This is a genomic window from Bacteroidales bacterium (genome assembly GCA_012517825.1).
In the GTDB taxonomy this organism is placed as follows: Bacteria; Bacteroidota; Bacteroidia; order Bacteroidales; family JAAYUG01; genus JAAYUG01.
This window is the reverse complement of the sequence record JAAYUG010000016.1, coordinates 1-15,022: the sequence shown is the minus strand read 5'-3', so window position 1 is coordinate 15,022 and position 15,022 is coordinate 1. Positions and strand designations below refer to the sequence as shown.

Sequence of the window (15,022 nt, the reverse complement as noted above, 5' to 3'; positions counted from 1 at the left end):
TAAACCATTTGGTTAATAACCCGATGAGAACTCCTGACGAACCCACCGGACAAAGGACGGAAAGTCTCATTCTGGAAGCCGCCCGGCAGGTCTTCCTTGACAAAGGGCTGGAAGGTGCCCGCATGCAGGAAATTGCTGACCGGGCCGGAATCAACAAGGCCCTTCTTCATTATTATTTCCGGAATAAAGAAAAACTGTTCGAACATGTTTTTGAGTCAGTTATTGCCTCTTTTATTCCACAGGTCCTTCATCTGATGGGTTCTGATGAACCCATCCCCGACAAAATCCGTCAGTTTGTTTCCATCTACCTTGATGTCATTTATGAAAATCCCTTTATTCCCAGGTTTATTCTTCACGAGATGAACCGCGATCCCGAGCATTTAACAGCCATGATGGAACGCATCGCCGGAAAAGATATCCGAAAACAACTGAAAAAACTGGATGAAGATCTGGCTGAAGCTTCCCGTCGTGGTCAGATAAAACCAGTCCGTGCAGTGCATCTGCTGGTGAACATGTTATCCCTTTGCATATTCCCGGTTGTTGCCAAACCGGTTATTGCCGGCATCCTCTTTCACAACAATGAAAAGGAATACAAACAGTTTCTGATAACGCGTAAGGAGATAGTTTCTGATTTCATTATCAATGGGCTGAAATGCTGATGGAATTTTCGCTTCAAACAAGAGGTAAATGTTGTTAATCATGCAAAAGCATTGACTTATGATATGGAAAGTCTTTTCAGGCAGTGTTTTCTTCCTGATGGCAGGGACGGTTCCCGGTCAGGTTCCGGCCTCGGTAACTCTTACCGGCTGTTATGACAGTGCACGTGTTTATTATCCCGTATTCAGGGAAAACAGCCTTCTGCAGGAATCGCTGAACCTTAAAATCAAAAATCTGAATGCATCCTGGTATCCGCAGGTTTCTTTTGGTGCTCAGGCGGCTTACTATTCCGATATTACGGAATTGAATGTGAACATTCCTATACCCGGTATCGAGTTTCCTAAGGCACCTCATGAACAATACCGGATGTTTCTTGACCTGAGTCAGACAATTTGGGATGGCGGTACTTCCCGTGAACAGAAACTCTACGAACAGAAGACTGCCGAAGCCACTGCAAAACAGCTGGAAACCGAAATGCAGCAGCTTCGCGAACGGATTAACAATGTGTACTATCTTATCCTTCTTCTGAAGGAAAGTGAACATCTGTACGAACTTTCACGTCAGACACTGGCAAGCCGTCTGGCGGGCATGGAAACAGCCGTAAACGCCGGAGCAGCAATGCTGGTGCAGAAAAATCAGATTCAGGCTGAGCTGTTGCGCACCGAACAGCAGCTCGCGGAGGTAAGAAAAGACAGGGAAGCGGCCCTTGGAATCCTGGGTATTCTTACCGGGACAGAGTTTTCCGATTCAACGGTCTTTAAGATTCCGGTCTTTTCCGGCGAAATCATTTCTGACACTCTTATCCGCCCGGAAGTAGATGTGCTTGATTTGCAGATTGCTGCAAACAAATACCTGGAACAAACCATCCGAACCCGAAATTATCCGAAAATACTTGCCTTTGCTCAGGCCGGTTACGGAAATCCTCCGGGAATGAATCTCCTGCGAAACGAATGGGATTTCTATTGGTCGGCCGGCATAGGAATGAAATGGAACCTGTGGGACTGGAACAGTACAAAACGCGAGATGCGCATGGCGTCCATCCAGAGAGAAAAACTTGCTATCCGTAAAGAGACGTTTGAAACAAATACCAGAACCCTTCTTACTCAGGAGAAAGCAAACATGTTAAAATTCAGGGAAGCCGTCCTTCGTTCTGATGAGATTGTCCGGTTGCACCGTCAGATACTCAGTTCAATGGCTTCCGGTCTGGAAAACGGTGTAATCACTGCTACGGACTATCTGGCTGAGCACAATACCCTTCTGCAGGCCGAAATATCACGTTCAGTGAACAGGCTGCAACTCCTCAGAGCCATCACAAACTACTATACTATTCAGGGTACTATTGAATCAAAGGTCTTGGGATGGGAAAATCCCGTGTGGAAAACAAAAGCAGGCAATGAATAAAATAATCCATATCTTTTCAAACTGAACCTTGTATGAAGAAAACGGCACTTCTTTTATTAATAACCTGCCTGGCATTATCCTGTGGCACCGACAGGCAGAAGTCAGATGCTTATGGAAATTTCGAAACAGTGGAGTACATTGTTTCAGCCGAGGCCCAGGGCACCCTCACCGAGTTCCTGCCGGAAGAAGGTATAACCGGAATGGCAGGCAGTTATGCCGGATGCATTGATACAACACAGCTGTTTTTGAAAAAGCAACAGTTGATGGCACAGAAAAAAGGCTTAACTGCACGCTGGAAGGCAGTAAATGCGCAGCTTGATGTGTTATCGGAACAAAAAAATATTCTTCTTAAGGAAAAGAACCGGATTGAAAAGCTTCTGGAAGGCAGTGCGGCAACTCCAAAACAGCTTGACGATGTGGAGGGCAATATAAAGGTTCTTGACAAACAATCTGCTTCGGTCTGTCTTCAGAAAGAAAATCTGGCGGCAGAGAATGATGCCCTGAATGTGCAGATTGCGCAGGTCAATGAACAAATCCGGAAATCCCTGATCCGCTATCCGGTTACAGGCACTGTTCTTGAAAAATATGCCGAAAAATCCGAACTGGTTATCCCGGGAAAACCGTTGTTCAGAATGGCTTCACTCGATACTATGCTACTTCGTGTATATGTTGATGGAAGCCAGTTGCCAGCGATACAGCTTAACCAGAAGGCAGAAGTTCTGGTCGATTCGGAAAACGGCAGGCTGAAAAAGCTCCCGGGCCGCGTTTGCTGGATTGCCTCACAGGCTGAATTTACTCCAAAGACCATTCAAACCCGCAAGGAAAGGATTAACCTTGTTTATGCAGTCAAAATCAGTGTACCAAACGACGGAAGCCTTAAAATAGGAATGCCGGGTGAGGCTGTATTTTTTACAAAGGAAAAATGATATGAACCCGTTTGTTGACGTTCAGCAGATTACAAAACAATTCGGCAATATTACCGCATTGCGTAATGTTTCATTTACCGTCGAACCGGGTCAGATTTTCGGATTAATCGGACCCGACGGGGCAGGAAAGACCACTCTGTTCAGAATTATTGCCACACTTCTCCTTCCCGACGAGGGAAAGGTTCTTGTAAAGGGAACCGATGTGGCCGGTAACTATTGGAAAATCAGGGAAATCATAGGGTATATGCCGGGAAGGTTTTCTCTGTATCAGGACCTTACGGTAAAGGAAAACCTTGAGTTTTTTGCCTCCGTCTTCCGGTCGTCGGTTCAGCAAAACTATCGCCTGATTAAACCTATCTATGACCAGTTAAAGCCGTTTGAGGAACGCCGGGCCGGTAACCTTTCCGGGGGCATGAAGCAGAAACTGGCTCTCTGCTGTGCTCTGATTCATAAACCCCTTCTCCTGATTCTGGACGAACCCACTACCGGAGTTGATGCGGTCTCACGGGCCGAATTCTGGGAAATCCTTCATGAACTGGTTAAGGCTGGTATCACTATTCTTGTTTCCACTTCCTATATGAACGAAGCTTCACGCTGTGACCGTATTGCCCTCCTGCAAAATGGAAACATACTCGCAATCGGTTCCCCTGACGAAATCGTTGGAAAGTTCCCCTCACAGGTTTACTCGATTACTTCCGGTGATAATTTCAGGCTTATTTACACCTTGAACCGTTGGGAGAAAACACGATTTGCCTGGATGTTCGGACAAACTGTTCACTGGATCCCTAAAGAACCGGTTGACACAATAGACCATATCCGTGCCTTCCTTGATGCATCAGGCATTATGGCGGTTCATATCGACGAAATCTCACCCAATATGGAAGATTGTTTTATGGAGTTAATGACAGAATGAGCATATGGCTAACAATCCTGCTATACAGGTAAAGGATCTGGTAAAAAAATTCGGCAGTTTTACCGCCAATGACAGGTTAACCTTTGAGGTCTATCAAGGTGAAATCTTTGGATTTCTGGGAGCCAATGGAGCGGGCAAAACAACGGCCATTAAGATCTTGTGCGGGTTGTCAGCACCTACCTCCGGAGAGGTATTTGTGACAGGATGCAATGTAGCGCTCCAGCCGGAAAAGGTTAAGAAAAATATAGGTTATATGAGCCAGCGTTTTTCCCTGTACGATGATCTGACGGTGGCCGAAAATATATGGTTCTATGCTGGTATTTACGGAATGAACCGACAACAAATAAAACAGCGCACGAATCAACTGCTCTCTGAAATGGGAATCAGCCATATACGTGATACCCTGATACGGGATATTCCCATCGGGTGGAAACAAAAGCTGGCCTTTCTGGTTGCCGTGTTTCATGATCCTCCGCTGGTTTTTCTTGATGAACCTACAGCAGGGGTTGATCCGCTGGCACGGAGGCAATTCTGGGAGCTGATTTATCAATATGCTGCCCGCCAAAAAACGGTTTTCGTTACTACTCATTACCTGGACGAGGCTGAATACTGCGATCGGGTGTGCATTTTATCGGAAGGAAAAATTGCGGCTCTGGGAAGCCCGGAAGAATTAAAAAAACATTGGAATGCAACTTCAGTGGAAGACGTCTTCCTGCGCATTGCCAGGCCAAATCATAACAACAACTGAACGAATATGGAGAAAGCTGCGATTTTCGATATGGATGGTGTTCTGATGAACAATAATCCCTGGCATATTCAGGCATGGATCACCTTTGCAGAAAAATACGGATTATCAATTACTCCTGAAGAAGTAGAAACCCACTTCGGAAACACGAACCGTGACTACCTGACTTTTTTGTTCGGGAAAGAATTGCCGCCGGATGAAATGGAAAAAATGGCCGAAGAAAAGGAACAGATTTACCGCTCTCTGTGCGAGAAGTATATTCAACCGCTCAATGGCCTTATCCGTTTTCTGGAAGAATTAAAAAAATATCATTTCGGTATCGCTCTGGCTACCGGAGGTCCTCTTTCCAATGTGCAATTTGTTATGGATAAACTGAAAACAGGGCATTTTTTTGATGTTTATGTTTACGACAGCATGGTGAAAAGGGGAAAGCCCGACCCGGAACTCTTTCTGAAAGCAGCAGAACTTCTTGGTGCAGATCCCAGGAATTGCGTGGTTTTTGAAGATTCTGTCCACGGAATCGAAGCCGCCAGGCATGCTTCCATGATACCTGTTGGTATCAATACATCTGGCAACAGGGAGAAACTTAAAAATGCTTCCCTCGTTGTGAACGATTTTTCAGAAATCAACGCAGAGAAAATACTTGAAATGCTTAACCACCGGAAGAATATATGAAAGCTTTTATCGGATTTGTCCGGAAAGAATTTTATCATATTGTACGCGACTATCGTACATTGCTTGTCCTTTTCGGCATGCCGGTGGCACAGATGCTCATCTTCGGATTTGTCATTTCAACCGAAATCCGCAATGTGAATATTGCCATTTACGATCAGAGCAATGATGTGTATACACGCCAGATTACCGACAGGCTGATCTCATCGGGCTATTTCAGATTGTACCAGCGCATCCGGTCGCCCGAACAGATCCGGCAGGCGTTCCGCAGCGGAAAAGTCAAGGAAGTGGTGGTTTATGAACCGGATTTTGCCGGTAAACTGCTTCGAAACGGCCTGGCAAACGTTCAGATTATTGCCGATGCCAGCGATGCAAATCAGGCCCATATGATGGTCGGCTACACTTCCGAAATCCTGTTTTCCTGTATGGCCGCCTGGAACAAAAATGCACCACTGCCTGCCACCATTCAGGTAAAACCACGTATGCTCTACAACGAAAATCTGAGCAGTGCCTATATGTTCGTCCCAGGTACCATGGCCATGATCCTCATGCTCATTTGTACCCTCATGACGTCAATTTCTATCGTCAGGGAAAAAGAAACCGGCTCTATGGAAGTGCTGCTTGCCTCTCCTTTACGTCCGTTTCAGATCATTGGAGGGAAAGTTGTTCCCTATATAATTCTTTCGCTTGTAAATGCAATTTCGGTTATATTTCTGGGGGTATTTGTTTTTGGCGTGCCGGTCCATGGTTCACTCCTTCTTCTGCTTTTTGAATGCCTCCTTTATATTTCCCTGGCCCTTTCCATTGGTATCTTCATTTCCACAGTAACCAGCAGCCAGCAACTCGCCTTGTTCCTGTCTATGCTGATCCTGATGCTCCCCACTATATTGCTCTCAGGCTTTATTTTTCCTGTCGAAAGCATGCCCGCAATATTGCAATGGATTTGCCACCTGATGCCTCCCAAATATTTTATTACCATTCTTAAAGATATTATGCTGAAAGGAACCGGAATCGATACGGTATGGCTCGAAACTCTTGTACTGCTGGGAATGACAGTGCTGTTTTTTGCGATCAGTATCCGACGGTTTCAGATTCGGTTACACCAATGATGCTTCTGATATGCAAAGAATTCTGTTTATCATCCGGAAAGAGTTCCTTCAGATCTTCAGGAACCGGTTTATGGTTCCCATCATATTTGTGGTACCTCTTGTCCAGCTGATCATCCTTGTAAATGCCGCCACACTCGAAATGAAAAATATCAGGATTACCATTGTCGATAATGATAATTCGTCCTTAAGCCGTGGCCTTTCAGATCACATTGTTCATTCACCCTTTTTTATACATGTTCCGCAGAAAGGCAATAACCTGAACCAGGTTATGCGAAGTATGGAAAAAGACAAAACGGATGTTATCCTGATTTTCCCCGACCGCTTCAGCCATACCCTTCATCAAAACCGGCCGGCCGACCTGCAGTTGCTGATCAATGCCATCAACGGGATGAAAGCCGGAATCACATCATCGTATATTGCCCAGATTGTCAGAAACTATCTTGCATCAGCCGTCAACGAACTGGCCGGAAGTTCATCGGCTCAGCCCGGAATCAGAGTACAGCAGATAAGCGCTTCCCCGTTATACTGGTACAATCCTGAACTCAATTATAAAATCTTTATGGTCCCGGCCATTCTGGTGATCCTTGTAACCCTTACCGGCGCTCTGCTGGCCGGACTCAACCTGGTACGCGAAAAGGAGATAGGAACCATTGAACAGATCAATGTCACACCCATTGGTAAATTTGAGTTTCTGGCCGGAAAACTGATCCCTTTTCTGATCATAGCGCTGGCAGAACTTGCCTTCGGACTCGCTATGGGAAAGATCCTTTTCCATATTCCCATACTCGGCAGCCTTCTGTTGCTGGTTGGGGTCGTTGTTGTTTATCTGATTTTGGTTCAGTCGTTTAGCCTTCTGATTTCCACTGTCAGCAATACCCAGCAGCAGGCTATGTTCCTTATATTTTTCTTCATGCTCATATTTATCATGACCAGCGGAATTTTTACCCCTGTTGAAAGTATGCCCGAACTGGCACAAAAGCTCGACTGGCTGAATCCTGTATTTTATCTGATGAAAATGATCCGCATGATTTTGCTGAAAGGTTCTATCCTCCGGGATATTCTTCCTTACTTGATCCCGATGTCGTTTTATGCAGCTGTAATGTTCCTTATTGCAGTGAGGGCTTACAGAAAAACTGCCTGATGATTCTGCCTTTGGTTTGTTTGCCATTCCCTTTGTTCTGCAGAGATTAGTCAATAGAAACACAAAAAACATGTAAACAACTTGTTTCTATTGACTTATCGAGGTAATCCCAACGTATAAAATCGGATTAGATTTTGTTAGTCGATTCGTCAATTGAGTTTTTCAATTGACGAATTGGGTTCTATATTTGCGTTTTATTTTCTGAAGTATGAAAACAATTGACTTTCTTGGCTTTTTCGCGGCCATTCTCACAACGTTCGCCTATATACCGCAGGCACTTAAGACAATTCGTACAAAACATACCCGCGATCTTTCCTTAGCCATGTACTCCGTTCTCAACGTAGGACTCATTGCCTGGCTTGTATACGGCATTTATCTGGTTCAATGGCCGATTATTTTTGCCAATATCGTGACACTCCTGTTTACCTTGCCCATTCTGTATTTCAAAATCCGATACAAATAATGGAACGGAACTGCCATACTATGGCACTGAATTTGATAGCTTTGAAACGGCAACAACTTAAACCACACATTATGAAAAGAATGCTGTTTATCATGATGGGGCTGTCATTTGCTTGCATGACACAGGCCCAGTTTCTGCGTTTCGGACTCACCGGTGGTGTGAGTTCTTCTTCTGTGCGCGTTAGCGATATCATAACAACGGATGATAATTCGGCCGAATACCATATCGATTCGTTCAATCCTGCCGTCGGCTTTCATTTCGGAGGTTTTGCCCGGGTGCAAATTTCAAAGTTTTTCCTTCAGCCGCAGTTGTTGTTTTCTTCGACCGGGGGAGAAGTACGAATCAGAGACGTGAAAATTGATACAGCGTTCTTCCGCACCCAGCGGTTTAACAGAGTGGATATTCCAGTGCTGGCCGGCTACAGACTTGGATTCCTGCGTCTGGAAGCAGGACCTGTGGCTACTTTTACCCTGTCACGGAAAAATGATCTTTTCGACTGGGCTGGCTATAAGGAAGATTTTAACAAGGCTTCCATAGGATATCAGGCAGGCCTTGGAGTCGATCTGTTCAAAAAAATTACACTCGATCTGCGGTACGAGGGCAGTCTCAGCAAGCTGGGGAAAGGGGTGACCATAGGCGACAAAACCTATCCCCTGGATTCTCGGACAAGCCAGTGGATGGTAAGTCTCGGATTATTTCTCTGAACAGAACTCTTTCTGATTGCTTTTTGCCGGCCGTCAGATTTTCGTTTTCTCCGATTTGCCTTATATTTATGGAGTAAAAATTGAACGGAAATCGTGATGGCAAAGGTCGGTGCAATCCGTTTTTTTCTTGAACTTGGTCTGTTTTGTCTGGTTTCAGGTAAATTCGGCATCAGCCAGAACGTTCCGGGCTATGATGTGTCGGGAATACCGGATTCGGTAAGGAAGAATGCCTATGCCGTGATTAGGAACAAAACCGTACATTGCAGGATTCTTAATGAAAAGCAATTCAAAGTCTCAGAAAAACAGGTTATTACGATTCTGAACAAAGCAGGGGAAAGCAAGGCGGCCCTGGTGATTTTCTATGATAAATTCCGTCACATTGATGTCCTTAAAGGAAATATCTATCACGGATCCGGAAAACTTCTCAGAAAAATTACTGCCGGAGACATGGCTGATGCGGCCGCTGTTTCTGAATACAGTTTGTATGATGATAACCGGATTAAATATTTTCAGCCGCTCATTTCGGAATATCCCTATACTGTTGAATACGAGTACGAAATTACCTTTGAGAGCCTTTATTACCTGTCGCAATGGGAGGCTTTCCCCGGATACAACATCGGGGCCGAGTACTTCGAATTTTCGTTGTCCTATCCGCTCTGGCTGAAACCTTCCTGGTACACCCTGCATCTTGATCAGCCCCTGGTCACAAGACAAGACCCCAATACGGAAACCTTGACCTGGAAGGTGCGGAACCTTCTTCCACAAACGGAAGAGATCATGGAATCCTCTCCGGTACAATGGGTCCCTACGGTAATGATATCGCCCGAAGTTTTCAGAATGGGAAACTACAAGGGTTCCATGCGTTCCTGGCAGGAACTCGGAAAATGGTTCCGGGATATAAATGCAGGGAGATCGGACCTTTCCCAGGGCACCTGCCTGAAAATTCAGAATCTTATTGCAGCGGCTACCGATACGATTGATATGGTCCGCAGGATTTACAGATTTATGCAGTCTAAAACCCGTTACGTTTCTATTCAGCTTGGGCTGGGAGGACTGCAGCCGCTTCCGGCTTCCCTGGTTGATCAGTATGGCTATGGCGATTGCAAGGCTCTCACAAATTATATGCAGGCCCTGCTGAAATGTGCAGGCATCAGGTCTTGTTATACACTGGTTTATGGAGGAAAGAATGATAAAGGTACCATCCTTCCGGAATTTCCTTCAGGAAGATTCAATCATGTTATCCTTTCTGTACCCCTTCAGAACGATACCCTATGGCTTGAATGTACCAACCAGAAACAGCCGTTTGGTTATCTGGGCGCATTTACTGATGACCGGTTTGCTCTTCTTATCACCGAGCAGGGCGGGTTTCCTGCACATACACCTGAATATACCGGAAAAGATAATGTTTGGAACTGCTCCGGTACCATACAAATCGACAGGGAAGGAAATGCCGAAGCAAACCTTATGCTGAGAGGCAGAGGGATACTGAGTGAACGGATCTATGATCTGGCCGACAGACCAGTTTACGAGCAGAGAAAGGAAATTTACCATGTTCTTGAATTGCCTGACATTACTATCCGAAATCATACCCTCCGGTTGACGGATGCTCCTGTCCCTGAAGCAGAACTGAACCTGCAAACAGTTATTTACAATCTGGGTTCGGTTAGCGGTCAGCGGGTTTTCCTCCCTTTGAACCGGCTGGACCGGTTTGCTTTCCTGCCATACAACGGAAAGGAAAGAAAAACCTCCATCGAGCTGATTCGCTCAAGTACTTACTGTGATACACTGACCTACATAATTCCTGATGGATGCGTCATTGAGTTTCTTCCGGAAGGAAAGAACATTGATTCCGAATTTGGAGAATACCATTCGACGGTTCGTTCGGAAAACAACAAAATTATCTTTACCCGCTATTTTGCTATGAAAAAAGGAAATTATCCGGCATCGTCTTACAACCAGCTGGAATCATTCCTGAGGGAAGTGGCCGCAGCCGACAATCTTCAGACTGTTTTAATAAGGTAATATCCGGAACCTCATTTTCGTTTTACAAATGTTCTTTAAAATAATCCCTTATGGTATGGGAATGAAACGGAAAGAAATCATTCTTTGCCGTTTCTGATCTTCAGCCAAAAGGAACTATTCCCGATGACCAGTAAAACAAAAGTACCATGTGCTATTTCATCGAAATCAACCTGACCAAAATCGAACTCGAAAAACGATTCGGAGCCCGGATGCCGGAAGATTTTCAATGGAAACCGGTTTTTTTTCTTTCCGGTTTTGATTTCCCCAGGGTACCTGTTGTTGTTTCTTCTCGTCCTGAAACTTTTGTACCGGCTTACTGGGGTCTTATTCCCTCCTGGATCAGGGAGGAGAACAAGGCCTCGGAAATACGATCCAAAACCCTCAATGCCCGTATGGAAAGTATTTCTGAAAAACCTTCCTTTAAGAAGCCTTTTCAAAACCGACGATGCCTTATTCCCGCCCATGGCTTTTATGAATGGCATCATGCGGGTACACGGAAATACCCTTTCTATATAGCCCTGGAAAATAATGAACCTTTTGCCTTTGCGGGTATTGCTGATGAATGGATTAACCCTGCCACAGGAGAAAAGATTCCCACTTTCTCTCTTATTACCACTCAGGCAAACAGCCTGCTGGAAAAAATCCACAATACCAAAAAGAGAATGCCCGTTATTCTGCGTCCCGAAAATGAAAGCAAATGGATTGACCCATCCGTTTCGGCCGAATCAGCTTTTCACTTTCTTCAGCCATACCCTGCTGATTTGCTGAAAGCCTGGCCGGTATCACGGCAAATTGCTTCCCGTACTTCTGACCCGTCTTCCCCCGAACTCATTCAACCAGTCTCTTATCCCGAACTACAATTAGATCTGTCATAGCCCTTTTTTGATCAGCTATGCGTCACTGATTTGATGAATCCTGAAGAGAAAACCTCCGAGGCTTCTTCTGCTCTTGAATCCAAACTGGAAAAACTGAAAAAGAATAAACCGAAGAGTTGCCTGTTATCCAGCCTGCAAAATATGCGAAAAAAAAGGATTGACATTGCTGTCAATCCTTGTACTGTCGGTCCGCAGGGATTCGAACCCTGGACCCCATGATTAAGAGTCACGTGCTCTACCAGCTGAGCTACGGACCGGTTTCCTTTTCTGCCGCAAAGGTACAAAATTTCATTTTATTTTTTCCCGGCCGGTGATTTTTTTTGAACGGGACAATATCATATTGCGTAATAAGTTGATAATTCGTGATTTGGCATACACGCACTGCCTTATTTCTGCTCCCCGGAAGGGATAAACTGCAGAGCGGCCGAATTGATGCAATATCGAAGTCCGGTAGGAGGGGGACCGTCACGAAATATGTGTCCGAGATGAGCCCCGCAAATCCCGCACAGTACTTCTGTACGAACCATACCATAACTCGTGTCCTTTACAAAAACGAGATTAGCTTCATCCATTTTATCAAAAAAACTCGGCCATCCGCACATACTTTCAAATTTGATTTCCGAGCTGAAAAGCCGCTGACCACAGCCCGCACACACATAAGTCCCTTTCTCCTTATGGTTCCAGAAGGCACCGGTGAAAGGCCTTTCAGTTCCTTTCTTGCGCATTATCTGATATTGCTCCGGGGTCAGAATGTTTTTCCATTCTTCCTCGGTCCTGCTTACCTTAAATGAATCAGCTTTTTCTTTTTCCACGGCTGGGGGTTTTAAGTTCTGTGCACAACAGGATGGCCCTGAAAGACTGCACAGTAAACAAAAATAAATAAAGAATCGCATATCTGTTTTGGAAGTAACAACTTTCAGAGGCAAATGTTTGTTCCGTTGAATGTTAAATTCCCTTTCCGAATTGCACAAAATATTCTTCCATATGATTAAGTTTGTTGATGATTTTCCATGGACCCCTCTCTGAAAATGAATTCTCCAGCAATTAACTGGCTCAGGCGAACAGTTCTGATTTCTTTCATGCTGTTTTCCTTCACATCGGCAGCTTTTAACCAGTTGCCACCCATTGTCTGGGATAACATTCCGAGGTCGGATCTTGAACTTAACCCGGATGAACAGAAGAATGCCTCTGATGCCATCATATTGTGCGACTACGGAACAGCAACCTACGAGGATGTAAAGGGAGAATACCGTTTGGTTTACTTCCGGCATACCCGTGTAAAGGTTTTCCGGCAGGAAGGAACCCGGTGGGCCAACGTTTCCATAAGCTACAACAAAGGAGCAGGGGATGAGATAACCTTTCTCAAAGCCCACGCTTATACCCTTATGCCTGATGGAAAGATCTCCATTACGGAAACCAGGCAGGATGAATTCTATGAAAAAGCCTCGGGCGACGGAGATGTTACTGTTACTTTTACCATACCAGGCGTTTTTACAGGAAGTGTCTTTGAATATTCCTACAGGATTGTTTCACCCGACCTTCTGAACATGCGGTCATGGAAATTTCAGCGTGTACTGCCTGTGTTGTGGAGCGAATACCGCGTTCAGCTTTCCGGAATCTATAACCATATTGCCGTTCTCCACAACATAACTGATTCATTGCGCATGAATCAAAAAATCAATGGGTTTTCTGACATTGAGGCAGGCATCATCGGATATGCCCAGCGGAACGATCTTATCCGTATTCCGGTAACTACCGGAAGATACGTTATGACCAATATACCGGCTATTACGGAAGAACCAATGATGGGCCCCCTGGCTGACTATATACCGGAAATCAGATTCCAGCTGTATTCGGTTACTTTTCCCGGAAAAGACCCCGCACGGTTCATACAGACCTGGGATGATGTGGCTTCTTATTTTCTCCAGAACGAACAATTCGGAGCATTCCTGTCGGAAGGACGGTTGTTGAACGAAACTATGAAAAAAGCCGGAAAACTGCCGGATAAACCAGCCGATAAAGTAGAAGCTATTTATCAGTACGTCGTGACCCATTTCCGATGGGATCATCAGTATGCCCTGCTCCCCAACAAGAAGCTCCCGTCACTGCTGAATGATCGTTCGGGAAATTCTGCTGCAATCAATCTTCTTCTTACAGGCCTGATGAAGCAGGCAGGTTTGAGGGCATATCCTGTTCTTATCAGCAATCGCTCCAACGGAAAAATCAGTGACAAAATCCCGCTCGTGCAGCAGTTCAACAATCTGATTTGTTTGGTAGAACTCCCCTCAGGGTCATTTTTCCTCAGTGCTCTTGATCCTGACAGGCCCTCTGACCTGCCGGATCCTGATGTATTAAATGAAAAGGGACTGGTTCTGCGCCCGGGCAGAGCTGAATGGATAGATCTGCCTCCTCCGCCCATAGCAGTGAGAAATATGGTTATCTCTCTCAGGTTCCAGACGGAAGGAACAATGTTCGGCTTTATTATTATCCGTGAAAAAGGAGAATTCGCCCTGGCAAGAAAAAAAGAGATCCTGTTGACCGATGCCGGCACCTTCAGCAGGAATCTGGCCGGCAATCTGTTTTATGGATTGCAGGTAGATTCGTTTTCCTATAAGGAACTTACCCCTCAAAGGAATGAATCATCCCTCACCGTTTCCTTTTCATCAAAGGAGTGGATCAATCAGTTTACCGACAAAAAAATCATTTATTTCGAGGCTCTGCTTAAGAATCTGCTTTTCCGGATTAAACTTCCTCCGGTTGAGCGGAAATTCCCTTTTAAACTTCCTTATCCGGTCGAAGAAACCATTATTTCCATAATTGAAATTCCTGAGGGCTATGAGATTGAATCCCTGCCCGACGAGGAAAATATCAGCCTGCCCGATAATAAAGCTTCCTTCCAGCTTAAGGTTTCGGGCAATGAGGAAGTAGCCCAGGTAAAAAGTGTATTGTCGTTGCGGAGTATCACCTTCAGCCCGTCGGAATATCATTACCTCCGCCAGTTTATGAACATGGCCTCCGCGGCACAATCCCAGCAGATCGTTGCCGTTGTTGAAGACAAATATTGATCGGTTGTAGCAAATCTTTTATTCGTATTTTTGCCAGAGAATAGTTATCACATCATGACGGAAACAGGTTCAGCATTCCTTCAATCCGACTGGTTCAACTACCTGATTCTGCCTTTCCTGATTTTTCTGGCCAGAATCTGCGATGTATCTATTGGAACCCTCCGTATCATCTTCGTTGCAAAAGGGAATAAACTGGTCGCCCCCTTTCTGGGTTTTTTCGAAGTTCTGATCTGGATTCTGGCCATCACACGAATTATTCAGAATCTCGATAATCCTTTTTGCTACCTTGGTTATGCCGCTGGTTTTGCTACCGGTAATTACATCGGCTT

Annotated in this window: 15 protein-coding genes and 1 tRNA gene; 14 read left to right on the top strand and 2 right to left on the bottom strand. The window is 45.2% G+C overall.

Annotation, left to right across the window (positions count from 1 at the left end; all coding sequences use genetic code 11):
* Positions 1-23 precede the first annotated feature (23 nt).
* The 12 genes from GX419_01270 (at position 24) to GX419_01215 (ending at position 11,628) form a co-directional block, all read left to right on the top strand.
* Complete coding sequence (locus GX419_01270) at positions 24-659, top strand: TetR/AcrR family transcriptional regulator (protein ID NLI23321.1); 636 nt, start codon at positions 24-26, stop codon at positions 657-659.
* A 58-nt stretch (positions 660-717) separates the two neighbouring features.
* Positions 718-2,058, top strand: coding sequence for a TolC family protein (locus GX419_01265; GenBank protein NLI23320.1), 1,341 nt, complete (start codon positions 718-720; stop codon positions 2,056-2,058).
* Positions 2,059-2,090: 32 nt separating this feature from the next.
* Positions 2,091-2,984 (top strand): HlyD family efflux transporter periplasmic adaptor subunit, encoded by an 894-nt coding sequence (locus GX419_01260; GenBank protein NLI23319.1) that lies wholly within the window; start codon positions 2,091-2,093, stop codon positions 2,982-2,984.
* Between the two features lies 1 nt (position 2,985).
* Positions 2,986-3,897, top strand: a complete 912-nt coding sequence (locus GX419_01255) for an ABC transporter ATP-binding protein (protein ID NLI23318.1) — start codon at positions 2,986-2,988, stop codon at positions 3,895-3,897.
* 4 nt (positions 3,898-3,901) lie between these two features.
* On the top strand, positions 3,902-4,645 hold the full coding sequence (locus GX419_01250) for an ABC transporter ATP-binding protein (protein NLI23317.1): 744 nt from the start codon (positions 3,902-3,904) through the stop codon (positions 4,643-4,645).
* 6 nt (positions 4,646-4,651) lie between these two features.
* Positions 4,652-5,317, top strand: coding sequence for an HAD family phosphatase (locus GX419_01245; protein ID NLI23316.1), 666 nt, complete (start codon positions 4,652-4,654; stop codon positions 5,315-5,317).
* The gene (locus GX419_01240) at positions 5,314-6,423 is read left to right on the top strand and encodes an ABC transporter permease (protein NLI23315.1); all 1,110 of its coding nucleotides are present in this window, start codon (positions 5,314-5,316) and stop codon (positions 6,421-6,423) included. Before GX419_01245 ends, GX419_01240 begins: the two co-directional genes overlap by 4 nt.
* 10 nt (positions 6,424-6,433) lie before the next feature.
* Positions 6,434-7,564 carry an ABC transporter permease gene (locus GX419_01235; GenBank protein NLI23314.1) on the top strand — a complete coding sequence of 377 codons (1,131 nt, stop codon included), beginning with the start codon at positions 6,434-6,436 and terminating at the stop codon, positions 7,562-7,564.
* A 208-nt stretch (positions 7,565-7,772) separates the two neighbouring features.
* Positions 7,773-8,027, top strand: coding sequence for a SemiSWEET transporter (locus GX419_01230; protein NLI23313.1), 255 nt, complete (start codon positions 7,773-7,775; stop codon positions 8,025-8,027).
* A 71-nt stretch (positions 8,028-8,098) separates the two neighbouring features.
* The gene (locus GX419_01225) at positions 8,099-8,731 is read left to right on the top strand and encodes a PorT family protein (protein ID NLI23312.1); all 633 of its coding nucleotides are present in this window, start codon (positions 8,099-8,101) and stop codon (positions 8,729-8,731) included.
* A gap of 96 nt (positions 8,732-8,827) precedes the next feature.
* A complete protein-coding gene (locus GX419_01220; GenBank protein ID NLI23311.1) occupies positions 8,828-10,753 on the top strand; it encodes a DUF3857 domain-containing protein in 1,926 nt (641 codons plus the stop codon).
* Between the two features lie 146 nt (positions 10,754-10,899).
* Positions 10,900-11,628, top strand: coding sequence for an SOS response-associated peptidase (locus GX419_01215; protein NLI23310.1), 729 nt, complete (start codon positions 10,900-10,902; stop codon positions 11,626-11,628).
* A 184-nt stretch (positions 11,629-11,812) separates the two neighbouring features.
* Here the strand turns inward: GX419_01215 and GX419_01210 are convergent.
* A tRNA-Lys gene (locus tag GX419_01210) sits at positions 11,813-11,885 on the bottom strand.
* Positions 11,886-12,014: 129 nt separating this feature from the next.
* Positions 12,015-12,521: a peptide-methionine (R)-S-oxide reductase MsrB gene (gene msrB / locus GX419_01205; GenBank protein NLI23309.1), complete on the bottom strand. Its 507-nt coding sequence runs from the start codon at positions 12,519-12,521 to the stop codon at positions 12,015-12,017.
* A 135-nt stretch (positions 12,522-12,656) separates the two neighbouring features.
* On the opposite strand from msrB, the gene GX419_01200 reads away from it, so the two are divergent.
* Together GX419_01200 and GX419_01195 are read left to right on the top strand one after the other, a co-directional pair.
* Positions 12,657-14,693: a DUF3857 and transglutaminase domain-containing protein gene (locus GX419_01200; GenBank protein NLI23308.1), complete on the top strand. Its 2,037-nt coding sequence runs from the start codon at positions 12,657-12,659 to the stop codon at positions 14,691-14,693.
* Positions 14,694-14,747: 54 nt separating this feature from the next.
* Positions 14,748-15,022: hypothetical protein (locus tag GX419_01195; GenBank protein NLI23307.1), on the top strand; the 275-nt coding region annotated here is incomplete at its 3' end.

Bases quoted from the DNA above. Each gene is read 5' to 3' on its own strand.
- GX419_01270 (NLI23321.1), top strand. From the start codon at position 24: ATGAGAACTCCTGACGAACCCACCGGACAAAGGACGGAAAGTCTCATT.
- GX419_01265 (NLI23320.1), top strand. From the start codon at position 718: ATGATATGGAAAGTCTTTTCAGGCAGTGTTTTCTTCCTGATGGCAGGG.
- GX419_01260 (NLI23319.1), top strand. From the start codon at position 2,091: ATGAAGAAAACGGCACTTCTTTTATTAATAACCTGCCTGGCATTATCC.
- GX419_01255 (NLI23318.1), top strand. From the start codon at position 2,986: ATGAACCCGTTTGTTGACGTTCAGCAGATTACAAAACAATTCGGCAAT.
- GX419_01250 (NLI23317.1), top strand. From the start codon at position 3,902: ATGGCTAACAATCCTGCTATACAGGTAAAGGATCTGGTAAAAAAATTC.
- GX419_01245 (NLI23316.1), top strand. From the start codon at position 4,652: ATGGAGAAAGCTGCGATTTTCGATATGGATGGTGTTCTGATGAACAAT.
- GX419_01240 (NLI23315.1), top strand. From the start codon at position 5,314: ATGAAAGCTTTTATCGGATTTGTCCGGAAAGAATTTTATCATATTGTA.
- GX419_01235 (NLI23314.1), top strand. From the start codon at position 6,434: ATGCAAAGAATTCTGTTTATCATCCGGAAAGAGTTCCTTCAGATCTTC.
- GX419_01230 (NLI23313.1), top strand. From the start codon at position 7,773: ATGAAAACAATTGACTTTCTTGGCTTTTTCGCGGCCATTCTCACAACG.
- GX419_01225 (NLI23312.1), top strand. From the start codon at position 8,099: ATGAAAAGAATGCTGTTTATCATGATGGGGCTGTCATTTGCTTGCATG.
- GX419_01220 (NLI23311.1), top strand. From the start codon at position 8,828: ATGGCAAAGGTCGGTGCAATCCGTTTTTTTCTTGAACTTGGTCTGTTT.
- GX419_01215 (NLI23310.1), top strand. From the start codon at position 10,900: ATGTGCTATTTCATCGAAATCAACCTGACCAAAATCGAACTCGAAAAA.
- msrB (NLI23309.1), bottom strand. From the start codon at position 12,521: ATGCGATTCTTTATTTATTTTTGTTTACTGTGCAGTCTTTCAGGGCCA.
- GX419_01200 (NLI23308.1), top strand. From the start codon at position 12,657: ATGAATTCTCCAGCAATTAACTGGCTCAGGCGAACAGTTCTGATTTCT.